At 72.9% G+C, this 22,671-nt stretch carries 21 protein-coding genes; 10 read left to right on the top strand and 11 right to left on the bottom strand.

Features of this window, described 5'->3' with window-relative positions; genetic code table 11:
• The first annotated feature begins 40 nt into the window (after positions 1–40).
• Positions 41–460: a CBS domain-containing protein gene (locus tag ACFC0Z_RS21845; protein WP_376440403.1), complete on the top strand. Its 420-nt coding sequence runs from the start codon at positions 41–43 to the stop codon at positions 458–460.
• Here ACFC0Z_RS21845 and ACFC0Z_RS21840 read toward each other — a convergent pair.
• From ACFC0Z_RS21840 to ACFC0Z_RS21830, 3 genes are read right to left on the bottom strand one after another with little or no spacing between them, the layout of a single operon-like run.
• A complete protein-coding gene (locus tag ACFC0Z_RS21840) occupies positions 445–1,254 on the bottom strand; it encodes an alpha/beta fold hydrolase (protein WP_376440400.1) in 810 nt (269 codons plus the stop codon). The two genes, ACFC0Z_RS21845 and ACFC0Z_RS21840, sit on opposite strands and share 16 nt — an antisense overlap.
• Positions 1,251–1,949 (bottom strand): DUF998 domain-containing protein, encoded by a 699-nt coding sequence (locus ACFC0Z_RS21835; RefSeq protein WP_376440398.1) that lies wholly within the window; start codon positions 1,947–1,949, stop codon positions 1,251–1,253. The genes ACFC0Z_RS21840 and ACFC0Z_RS21835 overlap by 4 nt, the downstream gene beginning before the upstream one ends.
• Positions 1,950–1,971: 22 nt before the next feature.
• Complete coding sequence (locus ACFC0Z_RS21830; RefSeq protein ID WP_376440396.1) at positions 1,972–3,450, bottom strand: APC family permease; 1,479 nt, start codon at positions 3,448–3,450, stop codon at positions 1,972–1,974.
• Between the two features lie 197 nt (positions 3,451–3,647).
• Between ACFC0Z_RS21830 and ACFC0Z_RS21825 the strand changes: the two genes are divergently transcribed.
• Complete coding sequence (locus ACFC0Z_RS21825) at positions 3,648–5,408, top strand: NAD+ synthase (RefSeq protein ID WP_376440394.1); 1,761 nt, start codon at positions 3,648–3,650, stop codon at positions 5,406–5,408.
• 36 nt (positions 5,409–5,444) lie between these two features.
• Here the strand turns inward: ACFC0Z_RS21825 and ACFC0Z_RS21820 are convergent, their stop codons facing one another.
• From ACFC0Z_RS21820 to ACFC0Z_RS21810, 3 genes are all read right to left on the bottom strand, one after another.
• Positions 5,445–6,497 carry an endonuclease/exonuclease/phosphatase family protein gene (locus tag ACFC0Z_RS21820; protein ID WP_376440391.1) on the bottom strand — a complete coding sequence of 351 codons (1,053 nt, stop codon included), beginning with the start codon at positions 6,495–6,497 and terminating at the stop codon, positions 5,445–5,447.
• Positions 6,498–6,700: 203 nt separating this feature from the next.
• Complete coding sequence (locus ACFC0Z_RS21815; protein ID WP_376440388.1) at positions 6,701–7,339, bottom strand: TetR/AcrR family transcriptional regulator; 639 nt, start codon at positions 7,337–7,339, stop codon at positions 6,701–6,703.
• A gap of 53 nt (positions 7,340–7,392) precedes the next feature.
• The gene (locus ACFC0Z_RS21810) at positions 7,393–9,000 is read right to left on the bottom strand and encodes an MFS transporter (RefSeq protein WP_376440385.1); all 1,608 of its coding nucleotides are present in this window, start codon (positions 8,998–9,000) and stop codon (positions 7,393–7,395) included.
• Positions 9,001–9,225: 225 nt separating this feature from the next.
• Here ACFC0Z_RS21810 and panB point away from each other — a divergent pair, with 225 nt between their 5' ends.
• From panB to ACFC0Z_RS21795, 3 genes are all read left to right on the top strand, one after another.
• Positions 9,226–10,089 (top strand): 3-methyl-2-oxobutanoate hydroxymethyltransferase, encoded by an 864-nt coding sequence (gene panB, locus ACFC0Z_RS21805; protein WP_376440382.1) that lies wholly within the window; start codon positions 9,226–9,228, stop codon positions 10,087–10,089.
• 99 nt (positions 10,090–10,188) lie between these two features.
• Positions 10,189–11,190 (top strand): ATP-binding cassette domain-containing protein, encoded by a 1,002-nt coding sequence (locus ACFC0Z_RS21800; RefSeq protein WP_376440379.1) that lies wholly within the window; start codon positions 10,189–10,191, stop codon positions 11,188–11,190.
• Positions 11,187–12,053 (top strand): ABC transporter permease, encoded by an 867-nt coding sequence (locus ACFC0Z_RS21795; protein ID WP_376440376.1) that lies wholly within the window; start codon positions 11,187–11,189, stop codon positions 12,051–12,053. Before ACFC0Z_RS21800 ends, ACFC0Z_RS21795 begins: the two co-directional genes overlap by 4 nt.
• Positions 12,054–12,080: 27 nt before the next feature.
• Here the strand turns inward: ACFC0Z_RS21795 and ACFC0Z_RS21790 are convergent, their stop codons facing one another.
• A complete protein-coding gene (locus ACFC0Z_RS21790; protein ID WP_376440374.1) occupies positions 12,081–15,545 on the bottom strand; it encodes a BTAD domain-containing putative transcriptional regulator in 3,465 nt (1,154 codons plus the stop codon).
• Positions 15,546–15,719: 174 nt separating this feature from the next.
• On the opposite strand from ACFC0Z_RS21790, the gene ACFC0Z_RS21785 reads away from it, so the two are divergent.
• Positions 15,720–16,514 (top strand): site-2 protease family protein, encoded by a 795-nt coding sequence (locus ACFC0Z_RS21785; RefSeq protein WP_376440372.1) that lies wholly within the window; start codon positions 15,720–15,722, stop codon positions 16,512–16,514.
• On the opposite strand, the gene ACFC0Z_RS21780 is transcribed toward ACFC0Z_RS21785, so the two are convergent.
• Entirely contained in the window at positions 16,511–16,753 is a 243-nt protein-coding gene (locus tag ACFC0Z_RS21780) for a hypothetical protein (RefSeq protein WP_376440369.1), read from the bottom strand. The two genes, ACFC0Z_RS21785 and ACFC0Z_RS21780, sit on opposite strands and share 4 nt — an antisense overlap.
• 27 nt (positions 16,754–16,780) lie before the next feature.
• A complete protein-coding gene (npdG, locus tag ACFC0Z_RS21775; protein ID WP_376440366.1) occupies positions 16,781–17,527 on the bottom strand; it encodes an NADPH-dependent F420 reductase in 747 nt (248 codons plus the stop codon).
• Positions 17,528–17,632: 105 nt separating this feature from the next.
• On the opposite strand from npdG, the gene ACFC0Z_RS21770 reads away from it, so the two are divergent.
• Complete coding sequence (locus tag ACFC0Z_RS21770; RefSeq protein WP_376440364.1) at positions 17,633–18,235, top strand: hypothetical protein; 603 nt, start codon at positions 17,633–17,635, stop codon at positions 18,233–18,235.
• A gap of 146 nt (positions 18,236–18,381) precedes the next feature.
• Positions 18,382–19,668, top strand: a complete 1,287-nt coding sequence (locus ACFC0Z_RS21765) for an MFS transporter (protein ID WP_376440361.1) — start codon at positions 18,382–18,384, stop codon at positions 19,666–19,668.
• Positions 19,669–19,822: 154 nt separating this feature from the next.
• On the opposite strand, the gene ACFC0Z_RS21760 is transcribed toward ACFC0Z_RS21765, so the two are convergent.
• On the bottom strand, positions 19,823–20,068 hold the full coding sequence (locus ACFC0Z_RS21760) for a hypothetical protein (RefSeq protein WP_376440358.1): 246 nt from the start codon (positions 20,066–20,068) through the stop codon (positions 19,823–19,825).
• Between the two features lie 61 nt (positions 20,069–20,129).
• Between ACFC0Z_RS21760 and map the strand changes: the two genes are divergently transcribed.
• Positions 20,130–20,987, top strand: a complete 858-nt coding sequence (gene map / locus ACFC0Z_RS21755; protein WP_376440355.1) for a type I methionyl aminopeptidase — start codon at positions 20,130–20,132, stop codon at positions 20,985–20,987.
• Between the two features lie 114 nt (positions 20,988–21,101).
• Positions 21,102–21,752: a heme oxygenase (biliverdin-producing) gene (locus tag ACFC0Z_RS21750; protein WP_376440352.1), complete on the top strand. Its 651-nt coding sequence runs from the start codon at positions 21,102–21,104 to the stop codon at positions 21,750–21,752.
• 4 nt (positions 21,753–21,756) lie between these two features.
• Here the strand turns inward: ACFC0Z_RS21750 and ACFC0Z_RS21745 are convergent, their stop codons facing one another.
• A complete protein-coding gene (locus ACFC0Z_RS21745) occupies positions 21,757–22,425 on the bottom strand; it encodes a PhzF family phenazine biosynthesis protein (protein WP_376440349.1) in 669 nt (222 codons plus the stop codon).
• Positions 22,426–22,671: the final 246 nt, after the last annotated feature.

Raw genomic sequence — 22,671 nt, 5'->3', positions numbered from 1 at the left:
TGAGTGAGCTCGGGGACCCCGTTCGAAAGGCACCACGCCCATGACCACGGCGAAGGACATCATGCACCCCGGGGCCCGCTGGATCCCGGCCCACGAGACGCTCGACCGCGCGGCGCAGCTGATGCGCGAACTCAACGTGGGCGCCCTGCCCATCGCCGACGAGAACGAACGGCTCTGCGGCATCGTCACGGACCGGGACATCGTCGTCCGCTGTGTGGCCATGGGCCACGACCCGGCGAAGATCACCTGTGGCTCGATCGCCGAGGGCACGCCCCGCTGGGTCGAGGCGGGCGCGGACGTCGGCGCGGTCCTGGAGGAGATGCAGAGTCACCAGATCCGCCGGCTCCCCGTCATCGAGGGCAAGCGGCTCGTCGGCATGATCAGCGAGGCGGACCTCGCCCACCATCTGTCGGACGAGCAGCTCAAGGCGTTCTGCGAGAGCGTCTACGCGGCTTCCTGAGCGGCGCGGAGCACCGCCCCGGCCACCGCGTCGGGGCGGTCCTTCATGACCAGATGGCCCGACGGTTCGGCCGCCTCGTAGCGGGCGCCGAGCCGCCGGGCCAGCGCGCGCTGACGCCGCTCCCAGCGGGCGGAGCCGTCGGGCGCGGCGAGGACGGCGACGGGGAGGTCCGGCGGGAGGGGGTGGTCCTCCCCGAGGGCGAGGAGTCCGGCGGCGACCGCGCCGTAGTGGGCGTTCTCCAGGAGGGCGCCCCTCAGGACGCGTGAGGTGCCGTAGACGCGGCGGATGAGCTCGCGGGGCGCGCTGTCGTTCCGTACGGCCGCCCGGCGCAGGGCCGGGCCCAGCGCCGCCGGGAGTCCGGCGGCCGACAGCACCAGGCCCGCGGCCCGGGCGACGGCGTCGGTACGGGCCGGACGGGGGCGTTCCTCGACGGAGGAGTCGACGAGGACGAGCGCGTGCGTACGGGTCGGGTGGAGGCGCGCGAAGGCCTCGGCGTGGAAGCCGGCGATCGAGTGGCCGACGACCGTGGCGGGTTCCCGCGCGCCCAGCGCGTCGAGGAGGGCCGCGATGCGGTCGGCCTCGCCGCGGGCCGTCGGCGGGGCCGTCGCGGGGGCGGAGAGGCCGTGGCCGGGGCGGTCGAAGCGGACGACCGTGCGGTACGGGGCGAGCAGGGGCACCACCGGGTCCCAGTCGAACCAGCTCAGGCCGAGACCGGCGGAGAGGACGCAGACGGGCCCCGTGCCCTCGACGGCCACGTGGTGGGCCGTGCCCCCGATCCGTACGAAGAAGGTCACCGCTCCTCCCGGGCCGGGGAGCGCGCCAGGGAGTACGCGAGGACGGCCAGCCAGACGGCGACCAGCAGGATCTGGAGCCGCTGGCCCGCGCCGAGGGACCAGGTGCCCTTGCCGGCCTCGAAGGCGGCGACGGCGGCGAGGGTCCAGGCGGTGGCGGCGAGCTCCAGGACGACGAGGACGGGGCCGGTACGGGACAGGGGGCTCGGGCGGCCGTAGCGGCGGGCGGCGACGGTGAGGGCGACCATGCCGACGAGGGCGCCGGTCATGGCGAGGGTGGAGCTGACGGCGTGGGCCGTGTGGGTGGCGGGCACGAGTCCGGCGGTCTCGCGGGCCGCGCATTCGGGGTCGGCGGTGGGGGTGCAGCTGAGCGGGAGCCGGGAGTCGGCGGCGGTGGCGGCGCCGAAGAGGGCGAGGGCGAGCCAGCCGACGAGCTCCCACCGTCTCTCCCGGGCGAGCCGCGCCCCCCGTCTCGCGACGAGGGCCGTGACGGCGCCCGCGAGGACGAGGAGCCCCGCCACCAGGTCCGTGGCGCGGAAGAGGCCGCCGAGGGGCTGGTCGGCGGCGGCGAGCTCGGAGACGTACGTCCGGACCGGGTCGAGGCCGGTCCGGACGAGGACTTCGAGGACCCAGGCGGTGTACGCGAGGGCGCCGAGTCCGAGGAGGACCGCCGCCGCCCGCGTCACCTTTCCCGGCATGCCCGACATATGGGTTCGAACGTCAGGGGGTGCCGGAGGGTTCCCTGTGGTCCGGGTGGACCCAGCTCGGTTTGCGGTACTTGAGCAGCGCGGCCGGGATGATGATGCCGAGGACCAGCAGGCCGCCGCCGACGATGAGCAGGTAGCGCCAGAGCGGCTGGTCGCCGAACTGGTCCGGCGGGACGAAGCCGATGACGAGCGCGGCGATCGAGGCGACGAAGCCGATGCCCGCGACCCACTCGACGGCGGGGACGCGGAAGCCGCGTTCGACGTCCGGCTGGGACCTGCGGAGCTTGACGACGGCGACGAACATCAGCAGGTACGCGATCAGGTAGATCTGCACGGTGATGACGGAGAACATCCAGTACGAGCTGGAGACGTCGTCGCTGAAGGCGTAGAGGACGGCGATCAGGGTGGTGACGACGCCCTGCGCGATCATGATGTTCTGCGGGGCGCCGTCCTTGTTGAACTTCTGGAGCGAGGGCGGCAGGTAGCCCTCCTGCCGGGAGAGCAGGACGAGGCCCTTGGCGGGTCCGGAGAGCCAGGTGAGCATGCCGCCGAGGGCGGCGCAGACCAGCATGATGCCGACGACCTTGGTCATCCAGCCGATGGAGAAGTGGTCGAAGAAGGCCTCGAATGCCTGCATCAGACCGGCGGTGAGGCTGAGCTGCTCGGCCGGCATGACCCAGGCGATGGCGAGGGCCGGGAGGATGAAGATCAGCAGGACGAGACCGGTCGCCAGGAACATCGACTTCGGGTACTCGCGCTTGGGCTCGCGCAGCGAGGAGACGTGGACGCCGTTCATCTCCATGCCCGCGTAGGACAGGAAGTTGTTGACGATGAGCACGAGGCTCGCGAGGCCGGTCCACGGCGGGAGCCAGTGGTCGGCGGTCATCGGCTGCGCGGAGGGGTTGCCCTGGCCGAGGAAGACGATGCCGAGGACGACGAGCAGCACGCCGGGGATGAGGGTGCCGATGATGAGGCCGAAGGAGGAGAGGCCGGCGATCGTCTTCGTACCGCGCGAGGAGATGAGGACCCCGCTCCAGTAGATGACGATGATGACGATCGCGACGTACAGGCCGTTCTCCGCGAGGGAGGGGTCGATGACGTACGCGAAGGTCGAGGCCACGTACGCGAGCAGGCTCGGGTAGTACGCGATCGTCATGGCGAACTGGCACCAGACGGCGACGAAGCCGAGGGGCTTGCCGAGGGCCTCGCTGACCCACCGGTAGATGCCGCCGGACCAGCCGGAGGCGAGCTCGGCGCCGACGAGGGCGGTGGGGAGCAGGAAGACGACGGCCGGGAGCAGGTAGAGGAAGATCGCCGCGAGGCCGTAGATGGCCATCGACGGCGATGGTCTGAGGCTCGCCACCGAGGCGGTGGTCATGAAGGCGAGGGTCAGCCAGGAGATGAACTGCCGCTTGGTGCCGTCGTCCCGGACGGTCTGCGCGTCGGCCCCGTCGGGCCGCGCCGACTCCGCCGGATCGTCAGTGGTCGTCATGGGCCCATGATCGGCGGGGCGGGGCGGGGACGCATGTCGGGCAGGGGGCGGGGGCGCGTCGGGGGAAGAGGGCGCGGGCGCATCGGGGGAAGGGGGGCGGGGGCGCATCGCGGGAAGGGGGCGGGGACAGGCCTGGCGGAACGTTTCGCTGGGTGTTTTCCGGGACATCGCGTCGGTCTGACGATTATGCTGGCGGGGTGCCTCAACTACGCCTCGCCCTGAATCAGATCGACTCGACCGTGGGTGACATCGCCGGGAACGCCGAGGCGATCGTCCACTGGACCCGGCACGCCGCCGGACAGGGCGCGCATCTCGTCGCGTTCCCCGAGATGGCGCTGACCGGCTACCCCGTCGAGGACCTGGCCCTGCGGCCGTCCTTCGTCGAGGCCTCCCGGGAGGCGCTGCGCGGGCTCGCGCGGCGGCTCGCGGACGAGGGCCTCGGCGACCTGCCGGTCGTCGTCGGCTACCTCGACCGCTCCGCGCACGCCGTGCCCCGGCTCGGACGGCCCGCGGGCTCCCCGGAGAACGCCGCCGCCGTGCTGCACCGGGGCGAGGTCGCGCTGCGCTTCGCCAAGCACCACCTGCCGAACTACGGCGTGTTCGACGAGTACCGCTACTTCGTGCAGGGCGACACCATGCCGGTCGTCCGCGTGCACGGGATCGACGTGGCCCTCGCGATCTGCGAGGACCTGTGGCAGGACGGCGGCCGGGTCCCCGCGGCGCGCGCCGCGCGGGCCGGGCTGCTGCTGTCGGTCAACGCCTCGCCGTACGAGCGGAACAAGGACGACACACGGCTCGAACTGGTCCGCAGGCGGGCCCGCGAGGCCGGCTGCGTCACGGCGTACCTGGCGTCGACCGGCGGCCAGGACGAGCTGGTCTTCGACGGGGACTCGATCGTCGTGGACGCGGGCGGCGAGGTGATCGCGCGGGCCCCGCAGTTCGTCGAGGGCAGCGTGATCCTCGACCTGGAGCTCCCGGCCGCCGAGCCCGACGCGCCGGAAGGCGTCGTGGCCGACGGGCTGCGCATCGACCGGGTGGTGCTCTCCGAGAAGCCGCTCCCGGCGTACGAGGCGGAGCTCGCGGGCGGCTACGCGCACCGGCTCGACGACGACGAGGAGGTCTACTCGGCGCTGGTCGTGGGGCTGCGCGCGTACGCGGCGAAGAACGGGTTCCGCTCGGTGCTCGTCGGCCTCTCCGGCGGCATCGACTCGGCGCTCGTCGCCGCGATCGCCTGCGACGCGGTCGGCGCGGGGAACGTGTACGGGGTGTCGATGCCGTCGAAGTACTCCTCCGAGCACTCGCGCGGCGACGCGGCCGAACTGGCCCGCCGCACCGGGCTCCACTACCGCACGGTCTCCATCGAGCCGATGTTCGACGCGTACATGGCCTCGCTCGGGCTCACCGGGCTCGCCGAGGAGAACCTCCAGTCCCGGCTGCGCGGCACGACCCTCATGGCGATCTCCAACCAGGAGGGGCACATCGTCCTCGCGCCGGGCAACAAGTCCGAGCTCGCCGTCGGGTACTCGACGCTGTACGGCGACTCCGTCGGCGCGTTCGGCCCCATCAAGGACGTCTACAAGTCGGACGTCTTCCGGCTCGCGCGCTGGCGCAACCGGGCGGCCGAGGACCGCGGCATGACCCCGCCGATCCCGGAGAGCTCGATCACCAAGCCGCCCAGCGCCGAACTGCGCCCCGGCCAGGTCGACACGGACTCGCTGCCGGACTACGGGGTCCTCGACGGCATCCTCGCGCTCTACGTCGACCAGGACCGCGGCAAGGACGAGATCGTGGCCGCCGGGTACGAGGAGGAGGTCGTCGCGCGGACGCTGCGGATGGTCGACGCGGCGGAGTACAAGCGGCGCCAGTACCCGCCGGGCACGAAGATCTCGGCGAAGGGCTTCGGCAAGGACCGGCGGCTGCCGATCACCAACGGCTGGCGGGAGCCGGCGTCCGGCTGAGCCCCGCGAGGGCGCCGGCCGGACAGGCCCTGGGCGTCAGAGCTTCACGCGGGCGGCGATGGGCAGGTGGTCGCTCATCGTCGCCGGCAGGGCCCAGGAGGACATGGGCTCGACGCCCTTCACCATGATCTGGTCGATCCGGGCCATCGGGAACGAGGACGGCCAGCTGAAGCCGAAGCCGTCGCCGGCCGCGCCCTGGGTGGAGCGGAGCTGGGAGGTGACGGCGTTGAGCGAGCGGTCGTTCATGGTGCCGTTGAGGTCGCCGAGGAGGACGATCCGCTCGTGCCGGTCGCGGGTGAGGGCCGCGCCGAGGGCGTTGGCGCTGTTGTCGCGCTGGGTGGCGGTGAAGCCGGCGTTGAGCTTGACCCGGACGGACGGCAGGTGGGCCACGTAGACGGCGACCTCGCCCTTCGGGGTGACGACGTCGGCGCGCATGGCGCGGGTCCAGCCCATCTCGATGTCGACGGGCTCGGGGTTGCGCAGCGGCAGCTTGCTCCAGAGGCCGACGGTGCCCTGGACGGAGTGGTACGGGTAGGTCTCCTCCAGGCCGCGTTCGTAGGTCGGGACCATGTCGCCCTTGAGCTCCTCCAGGGCGAGGACGTCGGCGCCGGAGGCGGCGAGGGCGCGGGCGGTGCCCTCGGGGTCGGGGTTGTCGGCGTTCACGTTGTGGGTGGCGACGGTGAGGTCGCCGCCGGGGACGGACTTGTCGGCGACGAGGCCGCCGAAGAGGTTGAGCCAGACGATCGCGGGCAGCAGGACGGCGATCAGGGCGGTGGCGGACCGGCGCAGCAGGGCGAGGAGCAGCAGGAGCGGGACGAAGGCGCCGAACCAGGGCAGGAAGGTCTCGGTGAGGCTGCCGAGGTTGCCGACGGTGTTGGGGATCGAGGAGTGGAAGGCCATCACGAGGGCGACGGCCACCGCGGCGACGGCCACGACGATGCCCCGGCGCCAGATGCCGGGATCGCGCCTGAGGCGGGCGAGGGCGGTGCGGAACCGGGACCCGGACGGGGACGGGGACGGGGTTCCGGAGGCGGGGTGCTCGTCTCCCGCGCCGCCGTTTTCGGTCCCCGTCATGTCCACCCGCGCCATCGCACTGTCCTTCACTCTGCCGTGCCGTCTTGCCGTCTCGCGTGACCCGGTGTCGACACTAGGCGATCCCGGGGCCGTCGTACTCCCCCAGGGACGAGCGGCTGCCCGTGCCGGGTTCCTGTCGGGGGACGAGGTGGCGACCCTGTGACAGAACGCGCACATTTGTGCAGGTCAGGTACGAGTGCTCGATCTCACGCGAGACGTCAGGCGCGGGGCCTGAGGCCGTCGAGGACGGTGTCGACGACGGCCTCGGCGAGGCCGGGCTCCAGGGTGCTGCCGGGGCGGATGACCGTACGGAGCAGGAGCGGGCCGGTGAAGAGGTCGTTGACGAGCTCGACGTCGAGGTCGTCGCGGATCTCGCCGCGTTCCATCCCGCGCCGCACCGCGTCGAGGCCGAGGCGGCGGCGCGGCTCGATGACGGTGCGGTGGTAGGCCTCGTACAGCTTCGGGTAGAACTGCATCTCCGCGAAGACGTGGTGGAGGACGGCGGAGGTCCGCTTGGCGAGTCCGCGCTGCCGGATGGACTCCAGGAGGGTGACGAGGTCGTCCCGGACCGAGGTGCCGGGGAGCACCGGGTCCGGGAGTTCCACGGAGCGGAGGAGGTCGACGAAGAGCTCCTCCTTGCCGGACCAGCGCCGGTAGATGGTGGCCTTGCCGACGCCGGCCGTGCGGGCGAGCTTCTCGATGGAGATCTCGGCGAGCGGGGTGCCCTCCTCCAGGAGGGCGACGGCCGCGTCGAAGATGGCCTGCTCGGCGGCCTCGCTGCGCGGGCGGCCTCGGCGCGGGGCGGGGGCCCCGTCGTCGTTCCGGGGGGCCTGGCCCCCGCCGTCGTGCAGCGACACGCCTGCTCCGCCTCTCGTCCGTCCCTCGCCCGTACGGTGTCCCGTCGGCCCGTCTATCGACGGGCCGATTCTCCCGCCTCCGCGCCGGGCGCGGGCACCGAGCCCCGCCGTTCGTCCGCCGCGGGCGCGCCGGCGGGCGCCTGCGGCCTGCCGCCGGGGAGGAAGACCGCCACGACCACGGCCCCGGCGAGGGCGATGGCGGCCGAGGCGACGGCGGTGACGTGCATGGCGTCGAGGAAGGCGTCGTACGCGGGGGCCAGGAGGTCACGGCCGGCCGGGCCGAGCTTCTCGGCGACCGCGAGGGTGCCCTCGATGGATTCGCCGGCCGTGTCCCGCAGGGCCGCCGGGACGCCGCCGAGGTGCCCCTCGATCTCCCCGCGGTACGTGGAGGAGAGCACCGAGCCGAGGACGGCCACGCCCATCGCGCCGCCGACCTGCCGGAAGGTGTTGTTGATGGCGGAGCCGGAGCCGGCCTTCTCGCGGGGCAGCGCCTGCATGATCGCGACCGTCACCGGCGGCATGATGTGCGCCATGCCCATGCCCTGGAGGAAGAAGACGACCTCCATGACCCAGATCGGGGTCGACGCGTCGAAGAACGCGAAGGCGGCGAGGCCGACGGTGACGAGCAGCATGCCGGCCGTGCAGACGGCCCGGGCGCCGAAGCGGTCGACGACGAGCCGGGCCCGGGGCGCGAAGACCATCTGGGCGACGGCGAGCGGCAGGATCAGGAGGCCGGACTGCAGGGCGCTGTAGCCGCGCACGCTCTGGAGGTAGAAGGCGGAGAAGAAGGTCACGCCCATGAGCGCGAAGAAGACGAGCGCGATGGCGGCGACGGCCGCCGAGAACGCGGGCCGCTTGAAGTAGGCCATGTCGATCGCCGGGTGGTCGCTGCGCCGCTCGTGCAGGACGAAGAGGACGAGGACCGCGAGGCCGCCGAGGGCCGGGGCGAGGACCGTGAGGTCGGTGAAGCTCGCGAGTTCGCCGCCGCGGATGATCCCGTACACGAGGAGGACGAGTCCGAGGACGGAGAGCAGTACGCCGGGGATGTCGATCCGGCCCGGGTTCGGGTCGCGGGAGTCCGGGACCAGCCAGACCATGAGGGCCAGGGCGAGCAGCACGACGGGGACGTTGACGAGGAAGATCGATCCCCACCAGAAGTGGTCGAGGAGCACGCCGCCGGTGATCGGGCCGATCGCGATGGCGAGGCCGACGCTGCCGGCCCAGATGCCGATGGCCTTCGGCTGCTCGTCGCGCTCGAAGACGTTCATGAGCACCGCGAGGGTCGCGGGCATGACGAAGGCGGCGCCGAGGCCCATGACGGCCCGGTAGGCGATGAGCTCGCCGGGGGTGGAGGAGAAGGCGGCGAGGGCGGAGCCGATGCCGAAGACCGTGATGCCGAAGAGCAGCACCTTCTTGCGGCCGAGGCGGTCGCCGAGGAGGCCGGAGGTGAAGAGGAGGCCGGCGAAGACGAGCGTGTAGGAGTTGATCGACCACTCCAGCTCGCTCTGGGTGGCGCCGATGCCGGTGGGGGCGGGGGCGGCGATCGTCCGGACGGCCACGTTGAGGATCGAGTTGTCGAGGACGACGATCAACAGGCTGAGCATGAGCACGCCGAGGATCGCCCAGCGGCGGGGGTGTGCGGGGTGGGACTGTTGCGACATGGCCACCACCCTAGGCTCTTTTCGATACGAGACCGTCTCGTATCGAAAATCCTGGCCGAGTCTTTACGTTGGACCGCGTTACGTTGCGCCGCGTTACCGGAGGATGGGTGGGGTGTGAACAGCGCCACTTCGGCCCGCTTCCCCGCCCGCCCGGCGAAGTGCCACCATGGATGTGGTCCGGGGACGCCGTCAGGGCGCCTCGAGATGACGAAGGAGCCGTTCACCATGACGCTTCAGGCTGCCCAGAAGACGACCGCCGACAGCAGCAAGGCGCTGTACGGCGGCAAGGGCACGCGCCGCATCACCGTCCACGACATCGCCGCCGCCAAGGTCCGCGGCGAGAAGTGGCCCATGCTCACCGCCTACGACGCGATGACCGCGTCCGTCTTCGACGAGGCCGGCATCCCCGTGATCCTCGTCGGCGACTCGATGGGCAACTGTCACCTCGGCTACGAGACCACCGTCCCGGTCACGATGGACGAGATGACCATCCTCTCCGCCGCCGTCGTCCGGGGCACCAAGCGGGCCCTCGTCGTCGGCGACCTCCCCTTCGGCTCGTACCAGGAGGGCCCCGTCCAGGCCCTGCGCAACGCCACCCGGCTGATCAAGGACGCCGGGGTGCACGCGGTCAAGCTGGAGGGCGGCGAGCGCTCGCTGCCCCAGACCGAGCTGCTCGTCCAGGCCGGCATCCCCGTCATGTCCCACCTCGGCCTCACCCCGCAGTCCGTGAACACCATGGGCTACCGGGTCCAGGGCCGCAGCGACGAGGCCGCGCACCGGCTGCTCAGCGACGCCAAGGCGGCGCAGGACGCGGGCGCGTTCGCCGTCGTCCTGGAACTCGTACCGGCCGAGCTGGCCGCCGAGGTCACCCGCTCCCTGCACATCCCCACGATCGGCATCGGCGCGGGCGCCGCGACCGACGCGCAGGTCCTCGTCTGGACCGACATGGCCGGCCTGACCGGCGGCAAGGTCCCGCGCTTCACCAAGCAGTACGCGAACCTGCGCGAGACGCTCGGCGACGCGGCCCGCGCCTTCGCGGAGGACGTGGCCGGCGGCGAGTTCCCGGCGGAGGAGCACACCTTCCACTAGTCGTGGAGACGTGACCCGACAGCCCGTCCACACCGCGTGTGGGCGGGCTGTCGGTCGTCTGTCGGGGGATTGTCGGTGGCGGCTGGTCCACTGGTGGACATGACGCGATCACACACCAACGCCGTCGAGGTCCGGGGCCTCGTGAAGCACTTCGGCGCGACCAAGGCCCTCGACGGGGTCGACCTGGACGTGCGGGAGGGCACCGTCCTCGGCGTCCTCGGGCCGAACGGCGCCGGGAAGACCACCCTCGTCCGCTGCCTCTCCACCCTCCTCGTCCCGGACGCCGGGACCGCCACCGTCGCCGGGTTCGACGTGGTGAAGCACCCCCGCCAGCTGCGCCGGACCATAGGCCTCACCGGCCAGTACGCCTCCGTCGACGAGAAGCTCTCCGGCTGGGAGAACCTCTACATGATCGGGCGGCTGCTCGACCTCTCGCGCGCCGACGCCCGCCGCCGGTCCGACGAGATGCTGGAGCGCTTCTCGCTCACCGAGGCCGCCAAGCGGCCCGCGATGACCTACTCCGGCGGCATGCGGCGCCGGCTCGACCTCGCCGCCTCGATGATCGGGCAGCCCTCCGTCCTGTACCTGGACGAGCCGACCACCGGCCTCGACCCGCGCACCCGCAACGAGGTGTGGGACGAGGTCCAGCGGATGGTCTCCGAGGGCGTCACGGTCCTGCTCACCACCCAGTACATGGAGGAGGCGGAGCAGCTCGCGAGCGAGCTGACCGTCGTCGACCGGGGCAAGGTCATCGCGAAGGGCGGTGTCGACGAGCTCAAGGCGAAGGTCGGCGGCCGGACCCTGAAGATCCGCCCGGTCGACCCCGGCCAGCTCGCCCCGATGGCCGCCGCGCTCCGCGAGACGGGCCTCGACGGCGTCGCCGGATCGACCGTCGTGCCCGACGAGGGCGCGCTGTACGTCCCGATCCTCGCCGACGAGCAGCTGACCGCCGTCGTCGCGCTGCTCGGCGCGCGCGGCTTCGGCATCGCGCACATCGGTACCCATCTGCCCAGCCTGGACGAGGTGTTCCTCGCGATCACCGGCCAGAAGACCGCCGACGCCGGAGTCTCCGACGCGATCGACGAGGAGGTCGCCGCATGAGCACCACCACCACGACCACGACCACGACCACGCTCGGCAAGTCCCCCGTCGGCACGCCGGCCCCGCGCCCCGCGCCCGCCGCCGAGGGCCGCATCGGCCTGCGGGCCAACCTGCGTCACATCGGCGCCCTGGCCCGCCGCAACGCCCTCCAGATCAAGCAGGACCCGGAGTCGATGTTCGACGCCGTCCTGATGCCGATCATCTTCATCCTGCTGTTCGTGTACGTCTTCGGCGGCGCGATCGCGGGCAAGGGCAACAACGACGCGTACGTCAACTACGTGACGCCCGGCCTGATGGCGATGATGGGCATGAACATCGCGATGGCCGTCGGAGTCGGCATCAACGACGACTTCAAGAAGGGGGTCATGGACCGGTTCCGGACGATGCCGATCGCCCGCTCCTCGGTCCTCATCGCGAAGATCGTCGTCGAGGTCGGCCGGATGCTGATCGCCACCGCGATCCTGCTCGGCATGGGCTTCCTGCTCGGCCTGGAGATCCACACCTCGGTCTGGAACCTCTTCGCGGCCATCGGCCTGTCGATGGTCTTCGGCGCCTCGCTGATGTGGATCTTCATCCTGCTCGGTCTGACCCTGAAGACGGCCCAGGCCGTGCAGGGCATGGCGATGCTCGTCCTGATGCCGCTCCAGTTCGGCTCGTCGATCTTCGCGCCGACGACCACGATGCCGGGCTGGCTGGAGACCTTCACCGACTACAACCCGCTGTCGAACCTCGCCGACGCGGCGCGGAACCTGATCAACGGCGGTCCCGTCGCGCACTCGGTCTGGATGACGCTCGGCTGGGCGGCGCTCATCACCGTGGTGACGGCACCGCTGGCGGTGGCGAAGTTCCGCAAGAAGACCTGACCCGGGAGGGGTTCGGGTTCACGGGGGTCATGACTCGGCGCGCTCACTGATCGCGTCGGCGGCGCGGCCGAGCAGGGCGGCGGTCTCTTCCATCGAGAGGCCGCCGCCCTCGGCGTACGCCTCGGCGAAGACGGCCTCGCCGAGGGCCGACCGGGTCAGCTCCGTGGCCGTGGCAAGGTTCTCCCGCTCCATCGGCGGCAGCAGATGGCCGGGCGGGACCAGGCCCTCCCGGGCGCCGAGCAGGATCGCCGCGGTCCGCGCGGACGGTCCGCCGAGACCGGCGAGCGCCCAGGCGGCGACGACCGCGTAGATCGCCGGCATCTGCGGGGCGACCATCAGCGACAGGTCGCCGAGCGCGCGTGTGTACGCCTCCGTGGCGAGCGCGAAAGCCGTGCGGTACTCGCCCTCCACCGCGTCCAGCCACGCCAGGGCACCGAGGGTGAAGCCCTCGAAGATGGAGAGCGTCTCGGAGCCGAACTCCTCCCGGAGCAGCAGGAGATGCTCCCTCGCCTCGGCGGTCCGGCCGCTGCGGCCGAGCGTGTGGGCGAGGAAGAGACGGGCACCGAGCATGGGCTCGTGGCCCCGGCCGTGACCGCCCTCGATGATCTCCCGGAGGATCGCCTCCCCCTCGTCGGCCCGCCCGGTCTCGACGAGGATGTCCGCGTACCGGGCCCGCAGGAGGGCCATCTGCGACTGGGCGCCGATCTTCTCCGCGTACGCGATGGCGGCGGCGAAGTCCTCGGCGGCACCCTCGAATTCGAGCAGCTTCTCGCGGGCCTCGGCACGGGAGGAGAGCGCCTCCGCCGCGCCCCAGGCGTCGCCGAGGCGGACGAAGAGCGCGAGGCTCTCGTCGGCGTCGAGGGTCGCGTCGCCCGCGAGGTCGGCGCGGTTGGCGAACATGTTGGCGCGCATCTGGAGGGCGTTGGCGAGCTCCCAGTCGTAGCCGTACCGGCGGCAGGCGTCGACGGTCGTGTCGAGGACCTCGCGGAGCCGGCCGGCCTCGCCGATCATGAGGACGGCGAAGACGGCGAAGGAGCCGGGCAGCCGGCAGGTCTGCGGCAGGCCGGGCTCGTACACGGCGGTCATCTCGCGCAGCCGCCGCACGCCCTCGGGGCTGGTCCAGCGCCCGGTCTGGTGGTCCATGCTGAGCAGCTCGACGAGCCGCACCCCGCGCCGCGCCTCCCAGCGCTGCTCCTCGGAGAGCGGCGGCGGGGCGGCCGTGCACGGTTCGTGGAGCGGGACGACGGGAGCGGCGGGCGGGACGAACGGGTCGGGGCCGAGGGCGGCGGCGGCCTTGGACCAGTGCAGGGCGTCGGCGCGCAGGTCGCGCATCTGCCAGTACCAGAGCAGGGCGTGGACGAGGACGAGCGCCTCGTCCTCGTCCCGGAGGGCGACGGCCCGCCGCAGGGCGGTGCGGATGTTCCCGTACTCGGTCCCGAACCGCGCCATGGCCTCGACCTGCCCGGCGGAGCGGAGCTCGGGGTCGGTGCGGCGGGCGAGTTCGCGGTAGTACGTGAGATGGCGGCGCTCGGTGGCGGCCCGCTCGCCGGACTCGTCGAGCCGCTCGCCCGCGTACTCGGCGACGGTTTCGAGGAGGCGGTAGCGCATGCCGGGAGCGTCGGGGACCGGGGCGGAGACGACGAGGGACTTGTCGACGAGCGAACCGAGGAGGTCGAGCACGTCGTCGGGGGTGTCCTGGGCCGCGGTACAGACCGCCTCCGCCGCGTCCAGGTCGCAGCCGCCGGTGAAGACCGACAGGCGGCGCAGGACGGCGCGTTCACCGGCGTCCAGGAGGTCCCAGGACCAGTCGACGACCGCGCGCAGGGTCTGCTGGCGGGGCAGGACGGTCCGGGCGCCCGAGGTCAGGAGGCGGAAGCGGTCGTCGAGACGGTCGGCGATCTGGCGCGGGGTCAGCATCCGCAGCCGGGCGGCGGCCAGCTCGATCGCCAGCGGGAGGCCGTCGAGGCGGCGGACGATCTCGGCCGCGGCCTCCGGGTCCTCCCCGGTGCGGAACCCGGCGCGGACCGCGGCCCCGCGCTCGCCGAACAGCCGCAGCGCCTTCTCGGCGGGCAGCGGCCCGAGGGGGCGCAGCGCCTCCCCCGGTACGCCGAGGGGCTCCCGGCTCGTCGCCAGCACCCGGAGGCCCGGGCAGCGGGCGAGCAGGGTCTCGGCGAGCTCGGCCGCGGCGGCGACGAGGTGCTCGCAGTTGTCGAGGATCAGCAGCATCCGGCGGTCCGCGCAGTGCTCGACGAGCCGGGCGACGGGGTCGCCGCCGCCTCGGAGCTCCTCGGCGCCCGCGCCGCGCAGCACGGTCTCGCGGGCGCCGACGGCGGCGAGCACGGCCTCGGGGACGGCCTCCGGGTCGGTGACGGGCGCGAGCTCCGCGACCCAGACGCCGTCGGGCCAGGCCCCGGCGCCGCGCTCCGCCGCCTCCTGGGAGAGACGGGTCTTCCCGGCGCCGCCGGGACCGAGGAGGGTGACGAGCCGGGCGGTGCGCAGGTCGCCCTGGAGGGCGGCGATGTCCTCGTCGCGGCCGACGAAGCTGGTGAGGCGGGCACGGAGGTTGCCGCGCGGGGCAGCGGGGGCGAGCGGGGCCCCCGCCGGGGGCGAGGGCAAGGCCGTGGTCGCGGCCGTGGGCACGGCCGGAGATACCGGCGGGTGCGCGGCGCCGGGGTAGGGCGCCGGTGCGGTCGCGGCTCGCCGGTCCGGCGCGGGAAGGGTCCCCGGCGTGCCCGGCGTACTCGGCATGCCCGGCGTGCCCGGCGTGCCCGACGTGCCGGGGTTCAGGAGTTCCCCCTGAAGGGCCCGCAGCGCCGGGGACGGATCGGTGCCGAGCCGGGTGGCGAGGGCGCGGCGGACGTCCTCGTACGCGGCGAGGGCCTCGGCGGCACGGCCGGTGTCCCGCAGGGCGCGGATCCGGAGGGCCTGGAGGGGCTCGTCGAGCGGGTGGGCCTCGCAGAGGGGGATCAGCTCGGGGAGCGCGGTCCCGGCGTCGCCGAGGTCCAGGGCGGCGGCGAGCCTGGCCCGGCGGGCGTCGAGCCGGCGGGCCTCCCAGCGGGCCGCCTCGGGGCCCCGGTCGGGCAGGTCGGCGAGGGCGGGGCCGCGCCAGAGGCCGAGGGCCTCGTCGAGGAGGGCGGCGGCACGGGCGGGCTCCCCGGCGGCGAGGCCCTCGCGGGTGAGCCGCTCGAAACGGTGGGCGTCGACGTCGTCGGGGGCGGCGTCGAGGCGGTAGCCGCCGTCGGCGGAGACGACGGCGGTACGGCCCAGGGTGCGGCGCAGACGGCCGACGAGGGCCTGGAGGGCGGCGACGGTGTCGGCGGGCGGCTCGTCGTCGCCGCCCCAGATCCCGTCCACGAGGACGGGGACGGGGACGGGACGGCCGGGCCGGAGGGCGAGCAGGGTGAGGAGGGCACGGACGCGGGGGCCGCCGACGGGAACGTCGGTGCCGTCGGAAGTCCGGGCGCCGGCCGCCCCGAGCACGAAGTAACGCACGCCCCCATTCTCCGCGACTCCCCGGACACCCCCGGACACCCCCGGACACCGCCGTCCGGGCCCGCCGCTCCGTCGCGGACACCGGCCCGCGGGACCGGAGCAGCGGGGGTGGAACTCCTTCGTGGGGGCAGTACGTTGGGCGGTCGTCACGTCCTCGTCCTACGGGAGTCCCCGATGTCCACCGCCACCGCACGGCGCCACGAGCGGCGGATCAGCCCCGTCTTTCTCGCGATCCTCGCCGTCATGGCCGTCACGGGCTGGGCGGTGTGGACGGACTTCGCCGCCTCCCCCGGGCTCGCCGTCTTCCTCTTCGTGACGTCCGCGTGGATCGTGTCGCTCTGTCTGCACGAGTACGCGCACGCCCGGACCGCCCTGCACGGCGGGGACATCACCGTCGGGGCCAAGGGCTACCTGACGCTCAACCCGTTCGCGTACACGCACGCCGTGCTCAGCGTCATCCTGCCCGTGCTCTTCGTGATCATGGGCGGTATCGGTCTTCCCGGCGGCGCCGTCTTCATCGAGCAGGGCCGGATCAAGGGCCGCTGGAAGCACAGCCTGATCTCCGCCGCCGGGCCGCTCACGAACGTCCTGTTCGCGGTCGTCTGCACGGCGCCGTTCTGGCTGGGTGCGCTCGACGGCGTACCGCTCGCCTTCCGGTTCGCCCTGGCGTTCCTGGCGTTCCTCCAGGTCACCGCGGCGATCCTGAACTTCCTGCCGGTGCCGGGCCTGGACGGCTACGGAGTCGTCGAGCCCTGGCTGTCGTACAGGATCAAGCGCCAGATCGAGCCGTACGCGCCCTACGGCTTCTTCGTCGTCATCGCGCTGCTCTTCGTCCCGTCGGTCAACGCGTTCTTCTTCGACGCCGTCGACGGGATGCTCCAGGCCCTCGGGGTCGACGGCGCCAGCCGGTACTGCGGATCGCAGCTGTTCCGGTTCTGGGAGGAGACTCCCGAGTTCTGCCAGGTCTAGGACTGCGTCGCCGCGGCGGCCTTCTCGATCTTCGCCCGGCGGACGTAGTACCACGCCATGTTCGAGGAGAGACCGGCCAGGAGCACCCAGATCACGCCGAGGAAGCTGCCCTGGACGAAGGAGACGACCGCCGCCGCGACGGCGAGGACGCAGACGACGAGGGCGTAGAGAGCGAGGCGGGGCATGGGGGACGGCTCCTGTCCGGGTACGGCTGCTGGTGCCCGTCCAGTGTCCCCCATGCCCGCCGCCGGGCCGGAACCGGTCTCTCAGATGTCCGTGACCCGCAGGCCCGCGTGCGCCTTGTAGCGGCGGTTCACCGAGATCAGGTTCGCGACCAGCGACTCGACCTGGTGCGCGTTGCGCAGCCGGCCGGCGAAGACGCCGCGCATGCCGGCGATGCGGCCGGCGAGCGCCTGGACGATCTCGACGTCGGCGCGCTCCTCGCCGAGGACCATCACGTCCGTGTCGATCTCCTCCAGGGACGTGTCCTGGAGCAGCACCGCCGAGAGGTGGTGGAACGCGGCCGTGACCCGGGAGTCCGGCAGCAGCGCCGCCGCCTGCTCGGCGGCCGAGCCCTCCTCGGGCTTGAGGGCGTAGGCGCCCTTCTTGTCGAAGCCGAGCGGGTTGACGCAGTCGACGACGAGCTTGCCGGCGAGCTCCTCGCGCAGCGACTCCAGCGTCTTGGCGTGCGCGTCCCACGGCACGGCGACGATCACGATGTCGGAGCGGCTCGCGCACTCGGCGTTGTCGCCGCCCTCGACTCCGTGGCCGATCTCCTCGGCGGCGGTCACCGCGCGCCCGGCGTCGCGGGAGCCGATGATCACCCGCTGGCCGGCCTTGGCCAGGCGGTAGGCGAGGCCGCGGCCCTGCTCGCCGGTGCCGCCGAGGACGCCGACGACGAGTCCCGAGACGTCGGGGAGGTCCCACGGGTCCTTGGCGGGCGCCTTGGGGGCGGTCGCGGCGGCCGGGGCCGCCGGGGCGGCGGGGACGGTGCTGTCGCTGGAGGAAGTCATGGACCCGACATTACCGACCGGTCGGGTCCGGGGACCCGACTCGTACCGCGCGAACCTCACCGGAGCGTCCGCGCACCCTCCCGCGCTGGGGCAAGATGCCTCCTCATGGATGCCGTACGAGTCGCGCTGCTGCGAGAGGTGCTCGCCGGGACGGAGTGGCCGGGGGCCGCCCGCCGCTTCGCGGGCGCGCTGCGCACCTCGGTCGTCCCGCACCGGGGCGGGCTGCTGCTCGTCGGCACGAGGGAGTACGAGCCCTGGCACCTCGCCGCGCACCTCGTCGACGAGGCCGCCTGGTCGGGGACCCCGGAACTCGCCCCCACGCTCGTACGCCACCGGGTACGGCCCGACGACCCGGCCCACCTGGCGGTCGGGCTCCAGCGCCTGGAGACGGCACGGCGCGGCGCGACCCTGCTGATGGTGGCCCCGCAGCGGCCCGACGAGGGGCTGCTCCAGCGGGTGCACGACGCCCGCAGGGCCGGGGCGACCGTGCTGTCCCTGGACGGCGGAGACGCGGAGGTGCGGGGTCTCGCCCACGAGACGCTGACGGTCGCCGAGGGCGCCGAGGTCGACCTGGACACGGTCCAGCACCTGGTGAGCGCGGCGGCCGGCGAGAACAGCCTGCCGTCGCCCCGGGGCCCCCGCCGGTTCAAGGACCGGCTCGCGGAGCTGGCCGACCGCCTCACGGCGCCACCGCCGCCGCGCTGGTAGCGGGAGAGCCGCCGGAGCCGCGATATGCCGGGGGGAGCCGCCGGAGCCGCGGGAGAGCCGCCGGAGCCGCCATATGCCGGGGGGAGCCACCGGAGCCGCGATATTCGGTTGCCCCGGCCCGCTCCCCGGCCGGAACATGACCCCTCGTGTCACCTTCCTCCCTCCTCCCCGACCTGGCGCCCTGGCGCGCCTCCCGCGACTTCCGGCTTCTCTGGATCCAGGGGCTCGTCACCTATTTCGCCAGCGCGATGGCGATGGTCGCGCTGCCTCTGCAGATCAAGGACCTGACAGACTCGCCGCTCGCCGTCGGCGCGATGGGGGCCGTCGAACTCGTCCCGCTGGTCGTCTTCGGGCTGTACGGCGGCGCGCTCGCCGACGCCGTCGACCGGCGGAAGGTGATCATCTGGACCGAGGCGGGGCTCGGGGCGCTCGCCGCGCTCCTGCTCCTGAACTCGCTGCTGCCCGAGCCGATGCTGTGGCCGCTGTACGTGGTCGCCGCCGGCGTCTCCGCGCTCGCCGGGCTCCAGCGGCCCGCGCTCGACTCGCTGCTCGCGCGGATCGTGCCGCACGAGCACCAGACGGCCGCCGCCGCCCTGAACTCGCTGCGCTGGCAGATCGGCTCGATCGCCGGCCCGTCGGTCGCGGGACTCGTGGTCGCCTTCGCCGGGCACGCCCCGGCCTACGCCGTGACGATCGCGGGTTTCGCCGTCTCCGTCCTCATGTGCCTGCGCCTCTCCCCCGCGCCGCCCGCGCACGACGCGGAGAAGCCCTCGCTGCGGGGCATCGCGGAGGGCGCCCGGTACGCCTGGTCGCGGCCCGTCCTGCTCGGTACGTACGCGATCGACCTCGCCGCGATGTTCTTCGCGTTCCCGAACGCGGTCTTCCCGTTCCTCGCGGACGAGCTGGACGCGGTGTGGGCCCTCGGCCTGATGTACGCGGCCGGGTCGGTCGGCTCGCTGCTGCTCGGCCTGACCAGCGGCTGGACCTCGAAGGTCCGGCGCCACGGACTGCTCGTGGCCGGGGGCGCCGCCTCCTGGGGTCTGGCGATCGCGGCGGCGGGCTGGTTCGGGAACATCTGGCTGGTCCTGCTCTGCCTGGCCTTCGCGGGCGCCGGCGACATGCTGAGCGGGCTCGGCCGCTCCACGATCTGGAACCAGACGATCCCGGAGGAGCTGCGCGGCCGCCTCGCCGGCATCGAGGTGCTCTCCTACAGCGTGGGCCCGCAGCTGGGCCAGCTCCGGGCGGGCGTCACGGCGGGGTGGACCGGCACCCGGGCGGCCGTCTGGTCGGGCGGTGTCGCCTGCGTCGCCTCGGTGGGCCTGCTCTGCCTCGCGCTGCCGAAGCTGCTCACGTACGACTCCGAGACCGACGAGGACTCGCTGCGCCGCAAGGCCCAGCAGGAGGCCGTGGAGCGCGAGGCGGCGGCGCGCTAGGGCCTGTCCGGCGGATCAGGGTCGGATAGGGCGCCCCGCGACCCCGGCCATGATCCGCCGGACAGGCCCTAGAGGCGCGGGCCGCCGGTAGACCGAAGGGGCGACCGGAGGAGTCTCGTACGAGCCGTACGAGGGCTTCCGGCGCCCCTTCGTCTCACTTCTCGGTCTCGGTCCCGGTCCCGGTCTCGGGAGACTTCCCGTCGTGCCACTTCGGGTCCGTCTCCCACTCCAGGTTCCGCTCGCGGGCGGTCTCCATGGCGTGGGCCGCCTCCTCCCGGGTGGTGTACGGGCCGAACCGGTTCTTCGCGGGGCACTCGGGGCCCTCTTCGACCTTCTTGTGCTCCAGGCAGTAGTACCACTCGCCCGGCTTGCCCGAGGCGCGCTTCTTGAACAGGGCCATCGTCGTCGGCTCCTTCCTCCGACACCATGCTGCCCCACCCGCGGTCGTTAGACTCGCTGGCATGTCTGGCCAGTCGCTTCTCGTTCCGGGGGAGCTCTCCCCCCACCGCTCCGTCCCGGGCTCCATCCGCCGCCCCGAGTACGTGGGGAAGCCCGCCCCGGCCCCGTACACGGGGCCCGAGGTGCAGGATTCCGACACCATCGAGCGGATGCGGATCGCCGGCCGCATCGCCGCCCGGGCGATGGAGGAGGCCGCCAAGCACATCGCCCCGGGCGTCACCACCGACGAGCTCGACCGGGTCGCCCACGAGTACATGTGCGACCACGGCGCCTACCCGTCCACGCTGGGCTACCGCGGCTTCCCGAAGTCGCTGTGCGCCTCGGTCAACGAGGTCATCTGCCACGGCATCCCCGACTCCACGGTGCTGCGCGACGGCGACATCGTGAACCTCGACGTCACGGCGTACATCAACGGGGTCCACGGCGACAACAACGCCACCTACCTCTGCGGCGACGTCGACGAGGAGTCCCGGCTGCTCGTCGAGCGGACCCGGGAGTCCCTCAACCGCGCGATCAAGGCCGTGAAGCCGGGCCGCCAGATCAACATCATCGGCCGGGTCATCGAGTCGTACGCCAAGCGCTTCGGTTACGGCGTCGTGCGCGACTTCACCGGGCACGGCATCAACTCGTCGTTCCACTCGGGCCTGATCGTCCCGCACTACGACTCCCCCCACCACACCACCGAGATCAAGACCGGCATGACGTTCACCATCGAGCCGATGCTGACGCTCGGCACCCACGACTACGACATGTGGGAGGACGGCTGGACCGTGGTGACGAAGGACCGCAAGCGGACGGCGCAGTTCGAGCACACGCTCGTGGTGACCGAGGACGGGGCCGAAATCCTCACGTTGCCCTGACCCGTCCGCGGGGTACTTTTTTACCGACAGGACGTCGGGAACCAGTTGACTTAGGCAAGCCTAACTTGGCAGGATCGTCACTGGTTCCCGTCCCATCGGTCCCGGAGGCACGCCTTGGACACGCCCTTCTCCACGCTCATCCGTACGGCCTCGCACGAGCAGCACACGGAGGCGGAGACGTCGTCCTTCATGGGCGACCTGCTGGGCGGACGTCTGGCCGTCGACGCCTACGCGCGCTACACCGAGCAGCTCTGGTTCGTCTACCGCGCCCTGGAAGAGGGCGCCGACGCCCTGCGCGAGGACCCGGTCGCCGGGCCCTTCATACAGCCGGAGCTGTTCCGCACGACCGCCCTGGAGCAGGACCTCGCCCACCTGCGCGGCCCGGACTGGCGCGCCTCCGTCTCGCCACTGCCGGCCACCGTCGCGTACGCCGAGCGGGTCGCCGAATGCGCCCGCGACTGGCCCGCGGGGTACGTGGCCCACCACTACACGCGCTACCTCGGCGACCTGTCGGGCGGACAGATCATCCGCGACAAGGCGGAGCGGACCTGGGGCTTCGCGCGCAAGGGCGACGGCGTCCGGTTCTACGTCTTCGACGAGATCACCAACCCCGCCGCCTTCAAGCGCGCCTACCGCGAACTGCTCGACGGCGTGAACGCCGACGACCTGGAGAAGCAGCGGATCGTCGACGAGTGCAAGCGCGCCTTCGCCTTCAACACCGCGCTCTTCCGCGAGCTGGGTACGGAGTTCCCGCTCAGCGCGTGAGGGTTCAGCGCGTGAGCGTGCCCTCCAGGCGGACCCGTCCGCCCAACTCCACGATGCCGTCAGGGCCGGGGGCAGTGAGCAACTGCGAACCCCGGCCCTGCGTGATGTTCAGGGCCCGGCCGAGCTCCGCCGTCAGGAGCAGCGCCGCCGCGCCCGTCGCCTCGTCCTCGTCGATGCCGTCACCGCGCCCCGGGAAGCCCCGCGCCCTGATCCGGCCCGCGGCCTCCTCCTCCCACGCCCAGGCGTAGACCCACTCGCCCGGCTCGGGCACGTCGAGAGCCTCCACCTCGGCGGCGGAGCCGAACTGCCGCAGCGTCCGCGGCGGCGCCCACTCGGCGCGCGCCTCGATCCAGGTGAACTCCCCGTCCCCGCGCACCCACACCTCGCCCGCCTGCGGCCGTACGACCTCCAGGTCGAGCAGCCAGGCGGCGCCGATGAGCGGATATCCGGCGAACGGCAGCCGCACCCCCGGCGTGTAGATGTCGACGAACCCGCGCTCCGGATCGTCCACGAACACCGTCTCGCTGAAGCCGAGCTCCTTGGCGAGCGCCTGCCGGGAGGCCTCGTCGGGGTGGTGACGGGGGTCCCGTACGACGCCGAGGGGGTTGCCGTGGCGGCCGTCCCCCGCGCAGAAGACCCGGAGGACGTCGATGTCAGTGGCGGTCGTGTTCATGGCGGCATTGAACCACCACGGGGCGGGGTGGGCGGGGTTGTTGCTTGGGGTGGCCGGGGGGCCGCCGTGTGGGGTGGCCGGGGCCGCTGCGTGGGTGGCCGGGGGCCGCTGCGCGGGGCCTGTTCCCCACCCCGCCCCTTCCCGAACTGGGGCTCCGCCCCAGACCCCGCGCCTCAAACGCCGGCGGGGCTGAAATACGGCCTGGCGGCCGTGCCCTCAAACGCTGGGCGGGCTGACATTCAGCCC

Origin of the sequence: Streptomyces sp. NPDC056144, assembly GCF_042264145.1 — a bacterium.
GTDB lineage: Bacteria > Actinomycetota > Actinomycetes > Streptomycetales > Streptomycetaceae > Streptomyces.
The sequence above is the reverse complement of the archived record's forward strand: the minus strand, read 5'-3'. Positions and strand labels throughout refer to the sequence as shown.

Bases quoted from the DNA above. Each gene is read 5' to 3' on its own strand.
- ACFC0Z_RS21810 (WP_376440385.1), bottom strand. From the start codon at position 9,000: ATGTCGCAACAGTCCCACCCCGCACACCCCCGCCGCTGGGCGATCCTC.
- ACFC0Z_RS21770 (WP_376440364.1), top strand. From the start codon at position 17,633: ATGGATGCCGTACGAGTCGCGCTGCTGCGAGAGGTGCTCGCCGGGACG.
- panB (WP_376440382.1), top strand. From the start codon at position 9,226: ATGACGCTTCAGGCTGCCCAGAAGACGACCGCCGACAGCAGCAAGGCG.
- ACFC0Z_RS21745 (WP_376440349.1), bottom strand. From the start codon at position 22,425: ATGAACACGACCGCCACTGACATCGACGTCCTCCGGGTCTTCTGCGCG.
- npdG (WP_376440366.1), bottom strand. From the start codon at position 17,527: ATGACTTCCTCCAGCGACAGCACCGTCCCCGCCGCCCCGGCGGCCCCG.
- ACFC0Z_RS21800 (WP_376440379.1), top strand. From the start codon at position 10,189: ATGACGCGATCACACACCAACGCCGTCGAGGTCCGGGGCCTCGTGAAG.
- ACFC0Z_RS21845 (WP_376440403.1), top strand. From the start codon at position 41: ATGACCACGGCGAAGGACATCATGCACCCCGGGGCCCGCTGGATCCCG.
- ACFC0Z_RS21780 (WP_376440369.1), bottom strand. From the start codon at position 16,753: ATGGGGGACACTGGACGGGCACCAGCAGCCGTACCCGGACAGGAGCCG.
- ACFC0Z_RS21820 (WP_376440391.1), bottom strand. From the start codon at position 6,497: ATGGCGCGGGTGGACATGACGGGGACCGAAAACGGCGGCGCGGGAGAC.
- ACFC0Z_RS21760 (WP_376440358.1), bottom strand. From the start codon at position 20,068: ATGGCCCTGTTCAAGAAGCGCGCCTCGGGCAAGCCGGGCGAGTGGTAC.
- map (WP_376440355.1), top strand. From the start codon at position 20,130: ATGTCTGGCCAGTCGCTTCTCGTTCCGGGGGAGCTCTCCCCCCACCGC.
- ACFC0Z_RS21785 (WP_376440372.1), top strand. From the start codon at position 15,720: ATGTCCACCGCCACCGCACGGCGCCACGAGCGGCGGATCAGCCCCGTC.
- ACFC0Z_RS21835 (WP_376440398.1), bottom strand. From the start codon at position 1,949: ATGCCGGGAAAGGTGACGCGGGCGGCGGCGGTCCTCCTCGGACTCGGC.
- ACFC0Z_RS21830 (WP_376440396.1), bottom strand. From the start codon at position 3,450: ATGACGACCACTGACGATCCGGCGGAGTCGGCGCGGCCCGACGGGGCC.
- ACFC0Z_RS21795 (WP_376440376.1), top strand. From the start codon at position 11,187: ATGAGCACCACCACCACGACCACGACCACGACCACGCTCGGCAAGTCC.